14 protein-coding genes are annotated in these 16,158 nt (G+C 37.7%); 2 read left to right on the top strand and 12 right to left on the bottom strand.

Features of this window, described 5'->3' with window-relative positions; all coding sequences use genetic code 11:
- Positions 1 to 17 precede the first annotated feature (17 nt).
- The 8 genes from ftsI to prlC all read right to left on the bottom strand — a co-directional run bounded on the left by ftsI (position 18) and on the right by prlC (position 8,039).
- A complete protein-coding gene (ftsI, locus tag ABEA36_RS01325; protein ID WP_345487931.1) occupies positions 18 to 1,742 on the bottom strand; it encodes a peptidoglycan glycosyltransferase FtsI in 1,725 nt (574 codons plus the stop codon).
- Positions 1,742 to 2,071: a cell division protein FtsL gene (ftsL, locus tag ABEA36_RS01320; RefSeq protein WP_345487929.1), complete on the bottom strand. Its 330-nt coding sequence runs from the start codon at positions 2,069 to 2,071 to the stop codon at positions 1,742 to 1,744. Before ftsL ends, ftsI begins: the two co-directional genes overlap by 1 nt.
- The gene (rsmH, locus tag ABEA36_RS01315) at positions 2,068 to 3,009 is read right to left on the bottom strand and encodes a 16S rRNA (cytosine(1402)-N(4))-methyltransferase RsmH (protein ID WP_425571837.1); all 942 of its coding nucleotides are present in this window, start codon (positions 3,007 to 3,009) and stop codon (positions 2,068 to 2,070) included. The genes ftsL and rsmH overlap by 4 nt, the downstream gene beginning before the upstream one ends.
- Entirely contained in the window at positions 3,009 to 3,455 is a 447-nt protein-coding gene (gene mraZ, locus ABEA36_RS01310; RefSeq protein ID WP_345487924.1) for a division/cell wall cluster transcriptional repressor MraZ, read from the bottom strand. Before mraZ ends, rsmH begins: the two co-directional genes overlap by 1 nt.
- Positions 3,456 to 3,798: 343 nt before the next feature.
- Positions 3,799 to 4,332 carry a gamma carbonic anhydrase family protein gene (locus ABEA36_RS01305; RefSeq protein ID WP_345487922.1) on the bottom strand — a complete coding sequence of 178 codons (534 nt, stop codon included), beginning with the start codon at positions 4,330 to 4,332 and terminating at the stop codon, positions 3,799 to 3,801.
- Positions 4,332 to 5,033 carry a 16S rRNA pseudouridine(516) synthase RsuA gene (rsuA, locus tag ABEA36_RS01300; RefSeq protein WP_345487920.1) on the bottom strand — a complete coding sequence of 234 codons (702 nt, stop codon included), beginning with the start codon at positions 5,031 to 5,033 and terminating at the stop codon, positions 4,332 to 4,334. The genes ABEA36_RS01305 and rsuA overlap by 1 nt, the downstream gene beginning before the upstream one ends.
- 138 nt (positions 5,034 to 5,171) lie before the next feature.
- Entirely contained in the window at positions 5,172 to 5,888 is a 717-nt protein-coding gene (locus tag ABEA36_RS01295; protein ID WP_345487918.1) for a class I SAM-dependent methyltransferase, read from the bottom strand.
- 99 nt (positions 5,889 to 5,987) lie between these two features.
- Positions 5,988 to 8,039: an oligopeptidase A gene (gene prlC, locus ABEA36_RS01290; protein ID WP_345487916.1), complete on the bottom strand. Its 2,052-nt coding sequence runs from the start codon at positions 8,037 to 8,039 to the stop codon at positions 5,988 to 5,990.
- 145 nt (positions 8,040 to 8,184) lie between these two features.
- Between prlC and ABEA36_RS01285 the strand changes: the two genes are divergently transcribed.
- Positions 8,185 to 9,243: an FAD-binding protein gene (locus tag ABEA36_RS01285; RefSeq protein ID WP_345487915.1), complete on the top strand. Its 1,059-nt coding sequence runs from the start codon at positions 8,185 to 8,187 to the stop codon at positions 9,241 to 9,243.
- Positions 9,244 to 9,410: 167 nt separating this feature from the next.
- Positions 9,411 to 10,292 (top strand): D-hexose-6-phosphate mutarotase, encoded by an 882-nt coding sequence (locus ABEA36_RS01280; protein WP_345487913.1) that lies wholly within the window; start codon positions 9,411 to 9,413, stop codon positions 10,290 to 10,292.
- Between the two features lie 73 nt (positions 10,293 to 10,365).
- Here the strand turns inward: ABEA36_RS01280 and ABEA36_RS01275 are convergent, their stop codons facing one another.
- From ABEA36_RS01275 to ABEA36_RS01260, 4 genes are all read right to left on the bottom strand, one after another.
- Complete coding sequence (locus ABEA36_RS01275; RefSeq protein WP_345487911.1) at positions 10,366 to 10,929, bottom strand: ABC-type transport auxiliary lipoprotein family protein; 564 nt, start codon at positions 10,927 to 10,929, stop codon at positions 10,366 to 10,368.
- Between the two features lie 3 nt (positions 10,930 to 10,932).
- Positions 10,933 to 12,537, bottom strand: a complete 1,605-nt coding sequence (gene pqiB, locus ABEA36_RS01270) for an intermembrane transport protein PqiB (protein ID WP_345487909.1) — start codon at positions 12,535 to 12,537, stop codon at positions 10,933 to 10,935.
- A gap of 214 nt (positions 12,538 to 12,751) precedes the next feature.
- On the bottom strand, positions 12,752 to 13,993 hold the full coding sequence (locus ABEA36_RS01265; RefSeq protein ID WP_345487907.1) for a PqiA/YebS family transporter subunit: 1,242 nt from the start codon (positions 13,991 to 13,993) through the stop codon (positions 12,752 to 12,754).
- A 102-nt stretch (positions 13,994 to 14,095) separates the two neighbouring features.
- Entirely contained in the window at positions 14,096 to 16,006 is a 1,911-nt protein-coding gene (locus ABEA36_RS01260; RefSeq protein WP_345487905.1) for an ABC transporter ATP-binding protein, read from the bottom strand.
- Between the last annotated feature and the right edge of the window lie 152 nt (positions 16,007 to 16,158).

Below are 16,158 nucleotides of genomic sequence, written 5' to 3'. Positions count from 1 at the left end.
TACTGCTATTTTATTGATTAATAAATAATCATTTGATTATCTAATTCTTTATCTGGCTCTATATTCATCGTTCGTAAAGTACCACCCATTATACGACTAAAAATCGGTGCTGATACGGTACCGCCATAATATTGTCCAGCTTTTGGATTATCAATAATCACAACCAACGAATACCGCGGTTTTGATGCTGGTGCAATACCTGCCGTATAGGCGATATACTGATTAATATATTTACCATTGGGGCCCAGTTTTTTAGCCGTCCCCGTTTTAACTGCCACACTGTAGCCAGGCACAGATGCTTTTGTCCCTCCGCCACTTACCGCGACGGCTTCCATTAATTCAACCACTGTTTTAGCCGTTTTTTCATCAATAATGCGCTGACCTTTGACTGGTTCATTCACTTTCTGTAAGGAAACGGGTCGATAAACACCATAACTACCAATGGTTGCATAAGCTCGAGCCAATTGTAATGGTGTTACCATTAAACCATAACCAAACGAAAACGTCGCCCGTTCGATATCTGACCAACGCGTTCGGTTGGCTGCAATCGTACCACTTGATTCCCCCCCAATACCTAAACCTGTTGTTTGCCCTAACCCAAAACGTGAATAAAACTCAACAACTTCACGTGGATCCATCTGAAGGGCTAACTTACTCACACCAACATTACTTGATTTTTCTAAAATACCAGCCAAATTCAGTGACTTTTGGTAAGAAACATCTTTAACTTCATAACGATTAACATAAAACGGTCTTGTGTCAATAATGGTCTTTAAATCAGCGATTTTCTTTTCTAAAGCGGCCATCACAATTAATGGCTTAACCGTTGAACCGGGTTCAAATGCATCGGTAATGGCCCGATTTCGTAATAAACTCGCATCAATTTTTGAGCGGTTATTTGGGTTATACGATGGATTTGTGGCCATTGCTAAGATTTCGCCCGTCTTGATATCCACCAACACTGCGGTGCCACTATCAGCTTTATTAAACTCGACGGCTTGATCGAGTTCTTTATAAACAAGCGATTGTAAACGTTCATCAATGCTCAGCACTAAATCCGCAGCAGCTTCACCATCAACCCGTTCAAGCTCTTCGATCACGCGCCCAAATCGGTCACGGCGTACAATTCGTTGACCCGACTCGCCGATTAACCAACTATTGTAACTTTTCTCTATCCCCTCAGCGCCAACTTCAACACTATTATCAATGTTAGTTAAACCAATGAGCTGAGCAATCATTTCACCAGCGGGATAATATCGTTTTGATGTTTTATCAAAATAGATACCTGGTAATTTCAATTTTTTTAAATAATCAGCATTAGTAGGCGTAATTTGTTTCGCTAAATAAACAAACCGTAATGAAGGCTGATTTAACTTTTGTTCCACGGTTGCAATCGGTAAGGCTAAGCTACTGGCAAGTTCTTGCCATCGAATATCATTCACATCAATGCTGCCTGATTGCATCACCACTTTTGGGTCAGCCCACACATCATACATTGGGACGCTCACCGCTAGTGCTCGACCATTACGATCGACAATCATTGCTCTTGGCACGCCAACATTTTGGTGTCGAATAGAACGCTTATCCCCTTCTGTAATTAACCGTTCAGGATCAACTAATTGTAATAAAGCCAAGTTTAATGCTAAACCAAATACTGCTGCAAAAATAAAGCCATAAACTACATAAAATCGCCATTTAGCAAAAAATTTGTTCTCAGTTGGTTTCTTTTTAGCTGCTTTCATTATCGATTCTTTATAACAATTACGGTCTCATTTTTCGGCGATACATACTGCATATTCAGCAAATTTGCTTTTTGCTCTATCCGTTTAGGATCAGCCAGTACATTTTCCTCAATCACTAAATTTCGCCATTCGCTTTCAAGTACATCACGTTCAAGTATCAATTGTTCTCTGGCAAAAAGTTGTTTTCTGGTTTGTTGTGTTGTCCACAACACTAAAATGGCAGAAACAATAATTAAACAAACTAATAACAACGATATTTTTTGATTTTTAAATAAATCATCAATAATCAATTTCACTAAACTAAAGCGTTTTTTTTGATTATTACTCATATTATTCGCTCAGCAACGCGTAATATTGCACTTCGAGACCTTGGATTTTGTTCAATTTCTGATTTAGACGGTTTTACCTTACCTAATGATTTAACGCTCGCAGAACCATATTGTTTAATTTGTTGTTCCGTTAATGGTAAACCTCTTGGTATTTCAGGTCCTTTACTCTGCTTTGCTATAAATTGTTTTACAATTCGGTCTTCTAAAGAATGAAAACTGATCACAGCTAATCGACCATGATCCGATAAAATGTCAAGACTGTCTTTTAACGCGTTTTCCACTTCTTCAAGTTCACTATTAATATAAATTCGTATGGCCTGAAAACTACGGGTTGCTGCATGCTTATGACGTTCTTTGATAGGGCTTGCACTATCAATTAAGGCTGCAAGCTCTAACGTTCGTGTAATAGGTTGTAGCCTATTTTGAGCAACAATTGCTCTGGCAATACGTTTAGCAAATCGTTCTTCACCAAATGTCTTTAAGACCCATGCAATGTCATCCTCATCGCTTTGCATTAACCATTCGCTTGCGGAAATACCTTTAGTCACATCCATTCTCATATCTAATGGCCCATCACGCATAAACGAGAATCCTCGTATAGGGTCATCTAGCTGTGGTGATGAAACCCCTAAATCGAGTAAGAAACCATTGACTTTTCCCATTAAATTGAGATCTTCAATATAATGTTTTACATTAGAAAACTCACCATGGATCATGTGAAAACGCGGATCATCAATTAACTTTGCTTGTTCTATTGCACGTGTGTCACGATCAATCGCAATTAATCTGCCCTGCGGCCCTAATTTTTCTAAAATTAGTCGAGAATGTCCACCACGACCAAATGTGCCATCCACATAAATACCGTCTTGCTTAATGGCAAGCGCGTCGACGGCTTCATGTAATAATACGGTAATGTGTTGGTAATCCATTTTAGTCACTAAATTGTTAAATGTTTAAGGTTTTCTGACAACTCACCAATGTCAGCTGGAATTGCCGCAATATCTTCAGCAATTTGTTCATACCAGATTGTTTCATCCCAAATTTCAAATTTATTGGATTGCCCAACAAACATGGTACTTTTATCTAATTTGGCATATTTACGTAATGTCATCGGAATCAAAATCCGTCCCGAATTATCCATTGGGCATTCCGTTGCATGACCTAATAATAATCTTGCAATACGTCTTTCAACCTCAATCATAGAAGATAATTTTGCTAACTTTTGCTCAATCAATTGCCACTGTTCTAGTGGATAAAGCATTAAACAAGGATGATGCAGACCGATAGTACATACCAATCCTGTAGACAATACTTCACGATAGCGCGTTGGTATCGCTAAACGCCCTTTACTGTCTAAATTGATTGAAATTGCACCACTAAACATGAGCAGACCTTATCCATTGCAAATTTAACAAAATTAAATTTATTTAAAATCAAGTAATTAATTATAATTATTTTTTTATGCCACTTTTCACCACTTTTTACCACAAAAAAACAAAAAATGATAGTTATTTCACCATTTTATTTATACTGGTTATTTATCTAGTATGTCCGATAGCACAAGGGATTGATTAGAATTTTTAAAGCGCAAATTGGCAATTTAAAACATAGATGGGGATGATAGACAAGGAGATACTTTTTAAGCACGATGAAAGGGGCCAATATCCAGTCTTACAATGGCTATTGGCATGATTTAATATTTAACTCATTGTAATCAACTGAATGATTTATAACTCATTGGTTTCAACAATCTGTAAGGTATTTTTATACCGTAGCCCATTTTGTTGATAATGGTCTGCATTCACTTGGATATGATTTATTTCATCTTCTGTTAATTTACGTACTATTTTTGCCGGCGATCCCATAATAAGGCACCCTTCTTCATAAGGTAATTTATGTGTCACAACAGAACCTGCACCCACCATGCAATGTTTAGCAATGTGGCTATTATTAAGCACAATGCTCCCCATTCCAATAATGACATTATCATCAATAACACAACTGTGTAAAATCGCGTTATGCCCAATGGTGACGTTACGTCCAATTTTACACGCTAAATCTTTATCTGTATGAATAGTTGCATTATCTTGAATGCTGGTATTTTCATCAATAAGAATTGTTGCAATATCACCACGAATGACCGCGCTAGGCCATACTGTCACATTCTTAGCTAAAGTGACATCACCAATCACCGTTGCTGAAGGCGCGATATACATCGCGTGTTTAATATTGGGAACCAAATCACCTAAACGATAAATCATTATGATAACCTCTCATAAATTGAGTCAATTTCTTGCTGAGTTAATGCGCGATATTCACCTTCGTCGACATCTAAATTGATGATACCTATCTGTTGACGATGTAGTGCCGTGACGTGATTACCCACAGCGGCAAACATTCTTTTTACTTGATGATAACGACCTTCACTAATCGTTAAGCGAGCATGATATTCGTCAATAATTTCAAGTAATGCTGGTTTTGTTAATGCTTTTTCGCCGCGAAGTTCAATCCCCTTTTCAAACACACCGATTAGATCCGTTACTAAAGGCTGCTCGAGTGTCACGAGATACACCTTTTGGCAGTGATGCTTTGGTGACGTAATACGATGTGACCATTGACCATCATCAGTGAGTAAAACTAAACCTGTCGTATCAAGATCAAGGCGTCCAGCTGCGTGCAGCTTTTCTGCCATAGGCTCGTCAATAAAATAAAGAATCGTTGGATAATCAGGATCATCCGTCGAACACACATAGCCTTGAGGTTTATTCAGCATGAAATAGCGTTTACGATGAATTTGCTCAATAATATTATCTTGATATTTAACAACTTGATGCTCATTAATTTGAAAAGAACCGGATTTAATGATCACATCATCGACAGTCACGTTGGCTGCTTTTAGCTCTTTACTAACAAGATTACGGCTAATCCCCAAATGATGAGCTAAGAATTTATCTAATCGCATAAAATTATTTTATCGGAAATGAATAGCGTTTATTGTAAAGAAAAACCGGACGGGACTAAATGATTTTTTGAGCTTTGACGCATTATTTCGTTATATTTTTATCATAATAGCTAATTATAGTGTAAAAACAGCCACAAACTATATCGTGGCAAGGGGAGAATAAAGATCAAAACGATGGTTTTTCGTTTTAATTGAAGAAACGGGTTTTTGATCAGCAAGAAAATGAGCATAATCTGGCCGTTTAACTGCAATCCGTTTTTTAGCAATTTTTCTTGCTGACTCAAGTAATAGATCAGCATCATCATCGCTACCAACGAGTTGTTGGAAAACTCGCATCTCTTTTTTCACTAAAGCACTTTTTTGACGATGTGGGAACATCGGATCGAGATAAACGACATCAGGTTTGTCGGTAATATTAGCTAACCCTTCGACGCTGTTATGATGAATCATTGATAAACGAGCGGGTAACCAAGTACCGAGCTCTGGATCTTGGTAAGCACGTTTTAATCCATCTTCTAATAAAGCCGCAACTACAGGATGGCGTTCAAACATCAGAACGTGACAACCAATAGCGGCTAGTACAAAGGCATCTCGACCAAGTCCTGCTGTTGCATCAATGACGGTTGGTAAATAATCACCTTTTATTCCCACCGCTTTTGCTACAGCCTCTGCACGTCCGCCACCAAAACGGCGACGATGAGCCATTGCACCATCAACAAAATCAACAAATACGCCCCCCAATTTGGGCTCATCAATTTTGATTAATTTTAAATAGCCGTCTGAGTCAGATAAATCAAAACAGTCATTTTGATTATTTTGCACTAACCAATTTTGTGCTTGTTGCAATAAATTCATGATTTATCCACGATGAAAAACGTAAGTCATCTAATCGTATTAGCAATATTTGCTATTGTATTGATAAAAAAGCACCCATCATAATGGGTGCTTTAAACATTAATGGCTTATTTTAGACTTAATACCATAATGGTGCAATAACGCATCTAACTGCGGTTCACGCCCTCTAAATTGTTTAAATAGCGTCATCGGTTCATCCGATCCACCTTGTGATAAAATGTTATCTAAAAACGAATTCCCCGTTTTAGTATTAAAAATACCTTCTTCTTCAAAACGTGAAAATGCGTCAGCGGATAATACCTCTGCCCACAAATAACTGTAATAACCGGCTGCATAGCCACCAGCAAAAATATGGCTAAAGGCATGAGGGAAACGCCCCCATTCAACCGTAGGCGTAACCGCAACTTGTTCACGAACTTGCTGTAAAGTTTGTAAAATTAATGCCCCTTTTTGTGGTGAATATTCATAATGTAAGCGGAAATCAAATAAGCCAAATTCTAATTGACGTAAAATAAATAGCGCTGCTTGATAATTTTTAGCATCCAGCATTTTATCTAACATATCTTTAGGGAGTGGCTCACCCGTCTGGTAGTGGCCAGAAATAAAGGCCAAGGCTTCAGGTTCCCAACACCAATTTTCAAGGAATTGGCTCGGTAATTCAACCGCATCCCAAGCCACACCATTAATACCAGAAACGGCAGGAGACTCGATTCGCGTTAACATATGGTGTAATCCATGCCCAAATTCATGGAATAAGGTGGTCACTTCATCATGTGTAAATAGTGCCGGTTTGTCACCTACAGGTCGGTTAAAATTACAGGTTAAATAAGCAACGGGTTTTTGCAAATGCCCATCGGCAAAACGCATTTGACCAATACAATCATCCATCCATGCTCCACCTCGCTTATGTTCTCGAGCATAAAGATCAAGATAGAAACTGGCTTTATATTCCCCTTGATGATCAAATACATCAAAGAAACGCACTTCGGGTGACCAAACTTCAACTCCAGAACGCTCTTTTACAGTGATACCAAATAAACGTTTTACAACTTCAAATAGCCCGCTAACAACACGTTGTTCCGGAAAGTATGGGCGCAATTCTTCATCATTGATGGTATATAAAAATTGTTTTTGTTTCTCACTGTAATAGCTGATATCCCAAGGTTTTAATTCGCTGGCACCAAAGTACTCATAAGCATAACGTTTTAGTTGGGTTAACTCTTCCTCGCCTTGAGGTTTTGCTTTATTGGCCAAATCATTTAAAAACTCAATGACTTGCGTTGGTTTTTCAGCCATTTTAGTTGCTAACGATTTATGTGCATAGGTATCAAATCCGAGTAGATTCGCCAATTCATAGCGTAATGCGAGAATTTGGTTAATATTATCTGTATTGTCCCATTTACCAGCATTTGGGCCTTGATCTGATGCTCTGGTGGAATACGCATGATACATTTCGTAACGTAACTCACGATTATCACAGTACATCATGACAGGAATATAGCTCGGCATATCAAGCGTTAATAACCAACCTTGTTGTTCTTTAGCTTCCGCTTGAGCTTTAGCCGCAGCCAGTGCACTTTCAGGCAGACCGGATAAGTCATCAATATTGGTAATCAGCTTAGACCATCCCATCGTGGCATCAAGCACATTATTACTATAGTTAGACGATAATTCAGATAATTTTGCTACAATTTCGCCGTAGCGTTTTTGTTTATCATCGTCTAATCCAATACCCGATAATTCAAAATCACGTAAAGCATTGGTGATTGATTTCTGTTGGGCTTTACTTAAACCATTAAATTGAGGGCTAGTTTTTAAATGTTTATATGCCTGATAGAGGCCTTTATGCTGACCGACCCAAGTACTGTATTCAGAGAGTAGCGGTAAACATGCTTCATAAGCTTCACGAAGTTCTGCACTATTTTTCACTGAATTTAAATGACTGACGGGTGACCAAACACGACTGAATTTTTCATCGACTTCATCGATGGGTTGAATTAAATTGTCCCAAGTATAATCTGTTTGATTTACGACCTTTTCAATCACTTCACGGCAATCGGCAATGGCTTTTTTAACCGCTGGAAGCACATGTTCAGGTTTGATTTGAGAAAATAACGGAAGCTCCGATGGGGTTAATAATGGGTTTGTCATTGCAATACCTTTATTTGAGACTTATCTTAAGAGAATAATACATTATATTGGCTTAAATTTTCTAAATTCAAGGGAAGAATGACTATAATTTATTAACAGCTTAATATAAAATGTTGTTCTTAAATAAAAATAATAAGTTATAAGAATGGATTACGATATTGCAATAATTGGACTGGGTCCAGCCGGCGCAACCCTTGCGCGATTATTAGATTCTAAATTTAACATTATCGCTTTGGATAAGAAACTGACTTGCGGAACAGATGGGTTTAATAAACCCTGCGGTGGTTTATTAGCAACCGACGCGCAACGCTCATTTATCCGTTTCAACCTCAATTTGCCAACCGACATTTTAACTAATCCGCAAATTTTTAGTGTCAAAACCTATGATTTACAGACTCATTTAGTACGTAATTATCAGCGTACTTACATCAACTTTGATCGGCATAAATTTGATTTGTGGCTAAAATCACTCATTCCATCACAGGTAGATGTCCGAAATAATACCTTATGTAAAAACATAGAACGAATCATTGATGGTTATCAAATTACCTTTGAAGAAAATGGGCAACACAAGGTCGTGACCGCTAAATATGTGGTGGGTGCTGATGGTGCAAACTCAATGGTACGACGCATGCGTTATCCAAATCATACATTGAGACAATATATTGCAATTCAACAATGGTTCGAAGAAAAACATCCCGTACCGTTTTACTCGTGTATTTTCGATAACAAAAGTACCAATTGCTATGCCTGGAGTATATCAAAAGATAATCACTTTATTTTTGGTGGAGCCTTCCCTAAAAAAGAGGCGAATTTAAAATTTGAACAACTTAAACAAAAACTTGAACAAAATGGTTTTATTTTTGGTACCCCAGTGAAAACAGAAAAATGCCCTGTTGTTTACCCTCAGCGTTGGCGTGATTTTCATGTCGGTAATGAGCGCATATTTTTAATTGGAGAGGCGGCTGGTTTTATCAGCGCAAGTTCATTAGAAGGGATTAGTTATGCATTTGATAGTGCAGAAATTTTAAGTAACATTCTTAATCGTGACATCAAAAATCCGAATAAAGCCTATTATCAAAGAACCATCAAATTACGTTTAAAATTACTGGGTAAAATTGTTAAAGCCAAATTGATCACCACACCGATTTTACGTCGCTTAATTATGAAAAGTAACATTTCACATATCGCGAATGTAGAGTAATCAATATAGGCATACTCAGCAAATGATCAAATATTTGATAGATGATAATCATTTAGCTGCCACTTGATTAATATCATAAAAGCATATTAGCTCTGAGTCAGGCCACTTTACGAATGAGTAAGAAAAGGTACAATATGCAGCATTGATGATTATTATGGAGAACAAGAATGTCAATCATCCAAGCTATTGAGCAGACCGAAAACAATGCAAAATCTATCAGTGCATCTGTCACTCAAATACGTTTTTACGAACATACATTACTTAAGATTGACCACCCTAAATGCCAAGCCGCTATTTCGTTACAAGGCGCACATTTACTTTATTGGCAACCCGTAAACACACCGACGCCGGTGATATGGTTAAGTAATAAAACCTTATTTAAAAAAGGAACTGCCATCAGGGGCGGGATACCCATTTGTTGGCCATGGTTTGCCAATGTCAGTAGCCCCTCTCATGGTTTTGCTCGCATTGTTGATTGGCAAATGAGTCAGGTGATTGAAACGGCAGAAGGGGTGGAGATCGTGTTCACATTATGTAATAATCAAGATACCCAGCAATACTGGCCGCACGCATTTGAGCTAACAATGACCTTTAAATTAGGCACAAACTGTGAAGCCCATTTATCTTGCAGTGGTGACTTTGAGGCAACAAGCGCTCTACATACTTATTTTGGCGTTGATGATATTTCATCCGTGACCATTAGTGGATTAGGTGATAACTATCATGAAAAACTCTCAACGGTTAACCCACCAAAAGTCATTGGGCAAATGACGTTTGATCAAGAAGTTGACCGAATTTACTCCGCAGCCATGCCTGAGACACTGATTACAGATTCTCATCGCACACTAAAAGTCTCTCATATTAATAACAGCGATGTGGTTGTTTGGAATCCTTGGGTCGAAAGAGCACAGGCAATGAATGATTTGGATGATGATAGTTATCAGCATTTTGTGTGTGTTGAAACATGTCGAGTAACAAAACCTATCCAATCAACGTCAACGGAAAAAACACATTTCGCACTTAAAGTTGAAGTAACAGCATCATCTTAATCGGCGTTAAATGATGTCATGAAAAAATCGGATAATCTGCAAGACTATCCGATTTTCACAATGAAGAATAGCACTATAATTTAAGGCTTCTTACTAAGTCTATCTCTTCTTCTTGCCAGCCTTTTGATAAGGTTTTAACCAATGCTAAATAACCGTCTTCACCGAGTCTTAGTGTGTAATCAAAATTTTTGGTAATCACTTCATTTTTATTATTGGTCATCTGCCAGCGCCCTTTGATAACCGCGTCGCCAGTATAGACGCCATGAAAAGCATCGATAAACAATTTTACTGTCAATTTAGGATGATTTGCAGGCTGAGTGGTCACCAGATAATTGGGTAATAATATTGATAAATCTTGGACTAACCTTTGTGTAATTTGATCTGACAAAGACGTTAACCATAGATTATTGTTTGCCGTTGTGTACTCAAGTTCACCCGTTTGGTAAACAATACCATTTTTATCAAGATAGTTAGCGACTTTAATCTCTTCAATAACAATGGCATCATTAACTTTTCTGGCTTGTAACACTTTACTATCACTAAAATCACTGTCTAATTGATAGTAAGTTTTGTTAGGTATCGAAGATGAACAACCAACAATGAATAACAATAGCAGCGTTATGATTGATTTTTTCATTGTTTAATTTCCTTTTGCTTTAGGTTGTGGATCCTCTTTCTTTGGCGCGGCAAAGATTAAGGAATTACTTTTATCATTTAAAGTTTCAAGTAATGGATTGAGCTGATCCATGACTTGCTCAAATTTTTGTAAATCTGCTTTTAATTGATTATTGAGTGTTGAGCCAGGCTGCACACTTTTTAAGGTGCTATTAAGTGACTCAATTGTCGCTTTAATGTCTTTTGGCAGATTTTGCATCTCTTTACTATTAACAATGGTCGTTAATGAAGCCATCAACTCTTGACTTTTTTGTAACGATTTATTGAATTCATTAATCGTCTGATCTAATGGCAACTTATTAAAATTATCTAACGTCTGGATGAGTTTAGCTTGTAGCTGTGATAAACCAGCAGGTACCGTCGCAATCGTTTCAAAACCATATTGTTTGGTTTCATTTTCATTATATTTATCATCTAAATCAGAATAAAAATCGAGATCGACATATAATGCACCGGTAAAAAGGTTACTGGATTTAAGTGCGGCTCTTAAGCCATTTTTTTGTTCTTTCATGATTAAACCAGCAAGATCAATTTGCCCATCGATTAGATCACTTAAACGACCCGGCTCAATTCGAATTAAGACTGGAATGTTATAGCTTAAAATCGATGTCTTACTCATCATAGGATCGTTATAAAACGGAACTTCACTGACCGTACCAAGACGAATACCGCGATATTCAACCGGGGCCCCTTCACTTAAGCCCGAAATAGAATCTGTGAAAAACAATAAAAATTCTGTATAGTCAGTATATTGTGAATCTTTAATCGACTTTTTATCTTCATACAATTTATACGTCGTTAATGTTGTGACCGGATCACCAAATTTGGAGCCTTCAGGCACATCAAAACTGATCCCGCCAGAGAGTAGAACATCGAGAGATGGCACTTCCAAACTTGCCCCTTTCGGTGATAGCGAAAGATTCACCCCACCTTCTTTCCAGAATCGAACATTTTGTGTTACCAAGCGATCGTAGGGTTTAGCAATAAACAGCTGATATTTCATCTTTCGTGAATCAATATCAAAATCAGAGGTTTCAACACTCCCGACTTTAAAACCTCTAAACATCACCGAGGCACCACGCGGGATAACACCACTTTGATCACTTTCAAGATTGACGCGAATGCCTGCATCAGCTGGCCCTGACAGCGGCGGAGAATCCAGTAAATTAAATGGTTTATTATTAAATGTTTCTTTATCATTACCCGAAATTAATTCAATATAAACACCTGATAATAGTGTGCCTAAACCCGTAATACCTTCCCGACCGATTTGCGGTTTAACGATCCAAAATACAGAGTCGTTATTTAATAGGGCTTGCATCCCCTTATAAATTTGTCCTTCAATCACGACTTGTTTATAATCTTCACTTAATGTGACATTTTCAACGATACCAACCTCAACACTGCGGCTCTTAATCACCGTTTTACCAGCAACAATCCCACTTGCATCATGAGCAATTAAGGTGAAACGTTGGCCTTGATCAGCAAAATGGGAATAAAGCATCCACACACCGATGATCAATGTGACAATCGGGATAATCCAAATTGCTGATACACGATCACTTTTCATCGTTTTTGCTAATTTTTTGGGTATAATCGACATAATTCACCTAATTCTCTAAACTCAACCGGCTTAATTTATTATTAAGCTTGAGGTTATTACTTAACCATGTTTCGATGAAGTCATCGACTTCTCTCGTCACCTTCAGATGGGATAATTAAACTATACGCTTTAATTCCCGTAACCACTTTATTCAAATCCGATGGATATGAACAATGCTATATTAACGTTTATCCCAAATTAATCTGGGATCATATTGGTGTGAGGCCACCATTGTGATAATCACCACAATCGCAAAAAATATCGCGCCAACATCAGGATAAACGGCCATCATTTCACCATTACGAATTAAGGCTGAAATAATTGACACTACAAAAATATCGATCATCGACCAGCGCCCAATAAATTCAACCACATTATATAATTTGTTCATTTTAATACAGTCACGTTTACGCTTACGCCCAAACATTGATGCAAAATAACATAACCATGTTAGTGCAATGATTTTTAAGATGGGAATAATGACGCTGGCGGTAAAAATAACAAGTGCCACAGGGTAGTCCCCATCTTTCCACATATAGATGACACCATCTAAAATAGTAGAACTTGATGCTGACCCCACAAAAATGGTATTCATAACACCAAACAAATTGGCAGGTATGTACAAAATTAGAGAGGTGACAAGCAATGCAAGTGTCCACTGAATTTTATTACGTTCTCTGACCTGTCCTTTTTGTTTACATCGTGGGCAATGGCGTTGTTCAGCCGGTAACATGGCATGGCAACATAAACATAAACGCACTTGCTGACTCATGCCAGTCTTACCCGATTTTAGCTCAGTTTTCACAAAATTATTTGTCGCCAATTCATTCCAAATTTTACGAATTGAAAAATCAATGGACGCTTTTAAATAAAAAATAATGAAAAAACAAAATGACCAAAATGCCCGATCAATCCCAATATCACCATAGCTGGTTAATTTTACAAAACTGACTAACACACCTGCCATAAAGATTTCAGGCATGCACCAGCTTTGTAATTTTTCATAGACAATCAGTAGATCTCGCTTGCGATATTTTGATAGGGGAATTTTGCTGCATACGACAATTTGGATAATCAATGTTATGGCAGGAAACAGTAGTACAAATAATAAAAAAAGCAGCATTAATGACATATAATTGTCACGATACAAAATATCGGGAATGGCTAAAATATTTAAACTATTTGTGATCCCCATCACTCTGATATGAATGAAAATAAAGCAGCATGTCATCGCTAACATAAAAAGGGAACACAATGAATAAACAATTGTGTTTAATTTCATATTACTGCGCCCACGTGCTAAGCGTGTGTTGCAACGGGGGCAAACTGCTTTATATTGATTGGCAATCGATGGCAATTCACTAAGTAAGTCACAATGGTGACATAATACATATGATGCCGGCTTGCCACTACTTTCTACCATATAAAAATACCGCTAATACAATTCAATAACTCGTATTTTGAATGATCACAACAATAAGACAAGTTTAATCATATCGGTAAAGCATGATTTATCAAATTTGCCTTAACTGTTTTTAATCGCCTCTAATGTTTCCCAAGCATTAAATGCTTGTTCCAATTCTTGTTCCTTACTGGCTAAGGTTTGTAGTACTTGACTGGATTTTTCATGTGATTGATTAAAAAACTCGCTGTCACTCACTTGAATTTGTAGTTGCGCGATCTCAGTTTCTAATGTTTCAATCTTAAGTGGCAATGTTTCAAGTTCTTTAGTCTGCTTGTACGTCAATTTTTTAGATTCACGTATCTTGTCATTTGTTGTTTTAACTTCGGTTTTAGGTTCACTGACTTTATCTGAGAGATCTTTCCCACGTGGTTTAGTATGTTGTTGCTGATGATAAGCATCAAAATACCCCCCAGGGTAAGTCATAATCTTACCATTACCTTCGAAAAACCAACATTGATTGACGGCATTATCCACAAATTGACGATCATGGCTAACTAATAAAACGGTACCGCTGTATTCACTGACTAGCTCTTCTAACAATTCAAGCGTTTCTATATCTAAATCATTGGTTGGTTCGTCAAGAATCAATAAATTACTTGGTTTTAAAAATAATTTTGCTAATAGTAAACGATTTTTTTCACCACCTGACAGCGCACTCACTGGCGTTCTAGCACGTTTAGGGTGGAACAGGAAATCTTGTAAATAACCTAATACATGGCGATTACGTCCATTTACTTGCACTTCTTGTTTACCTTCGGCAAGATTGTCCATCACGGTTTTATCGGGATCTAAATCAGCGCGATGTTGGTCAAAATAAGCAACTTCTAATTTGGTGCCGCAATGAATAGTCCCTGAAACAGGTTCAATCTGTTGAAGCATCAACTTAATCAAGGTCGTTTTACCTATACCATTTGGGCCAATCATTGCAATTTTGTCACCGCGCAAAACTTGCATGGTAAAATGATCAACCAGCTGTTTACCCGCAACGTGATAGCTGACATCTTCAAGATCAAACACAATTTTACCCGAACGTAAGGCTTCTTCAACTTGCATCTTAGCTGTACCAATCACTTGGCGACGTTCCGAATATTCACGACGTAACGCTTTTAAAGCCCGAACACGCCCTTCATTACGTGTACGACGCGCTTTAATGCCTTGACGGATCCAGACTTCTTCTTGAGCAAGTTTTTTGTCAAATTCAGCATTTTGCAATTCTTCGACGCGTAATGCTTCTTCTTTACCTGTCAAGTATTGATCATAATTACCTGGCCATGAACTGATTTTCCCTCGATCTAAATCTAAAATGCGTGTTGCCATTTGACGAATAAACGATCGGTCATGAGAAATAAACACAATACTGCCCGTAAACCCTTTCAAAAACTCTTCAAGCCATTGGATTGCGGCAATGTCTAAATGGTTAGTCGGTTCATCGAGTAATAGAACATCAGGTTGACATACTAATGCTTTAGCCAGCGCCGCTTTACGTAGCCACCCCCCAGATAATGATGACAATTCAGTTTCAGCTGATAACGACAATGCCATCAACACATTATTAATTTGGTTATCAATTTGCCAACCATTTTTATGATCAAGTTGTTCTTGCAAAACAGCAAGTTTATTTAAATTTTCGTCAGTGGGTGCAGATTCTATCGTTTTAGACAAGGCATAGTACGCTTTGAGCAATGCAGCTTGTTCTTGGATCCCTTCTGCAACAAAATCAAACACGGTTCCTTGGATATCACGCGGTGGATCTTGTTGTAAGCGAGAGACCACGATATCGTTTTCAACGATCATTTGCCCATCATCAAGGGGAATCTCTTTATTAAGGATTTTTAATAACGTCGATTTACCCGCGCCGTTACGACCAACCAAACACACCCTTTCACCGCGTTCAATGGATAAATCAACATGATCGAGTAAAGGCGCATCACTAAAAGAGAGGTAAGCATTATGTAATGTAATTAAAGCCATAGAATATTAAGTCGTTTTATTAAAAATGATTTTGAGCTGAATTATGCCATGTAATGAGTAAGAATACCTAATAAATCAATAAATTTCTGTTGCTAAATAAACAAGCTCGCAACTAAAAACCTTTAGAATCGATAGGCTTATCGCTATGGCAT

This window comes from Orbus sasakiae, from assembly GCF_039542345.1.
Lineage (GTDB): Bacteria > Pseudomonadota > Gammaproteobacteria > Enterobacterales > Orbaceae > Orbus > Orbus sasakiae.
The sequence above is the reverse complement of the archived record's forward strand: the minus strand, read 5'-3'. Positions and strand labels throughout refer to the sequence as shown.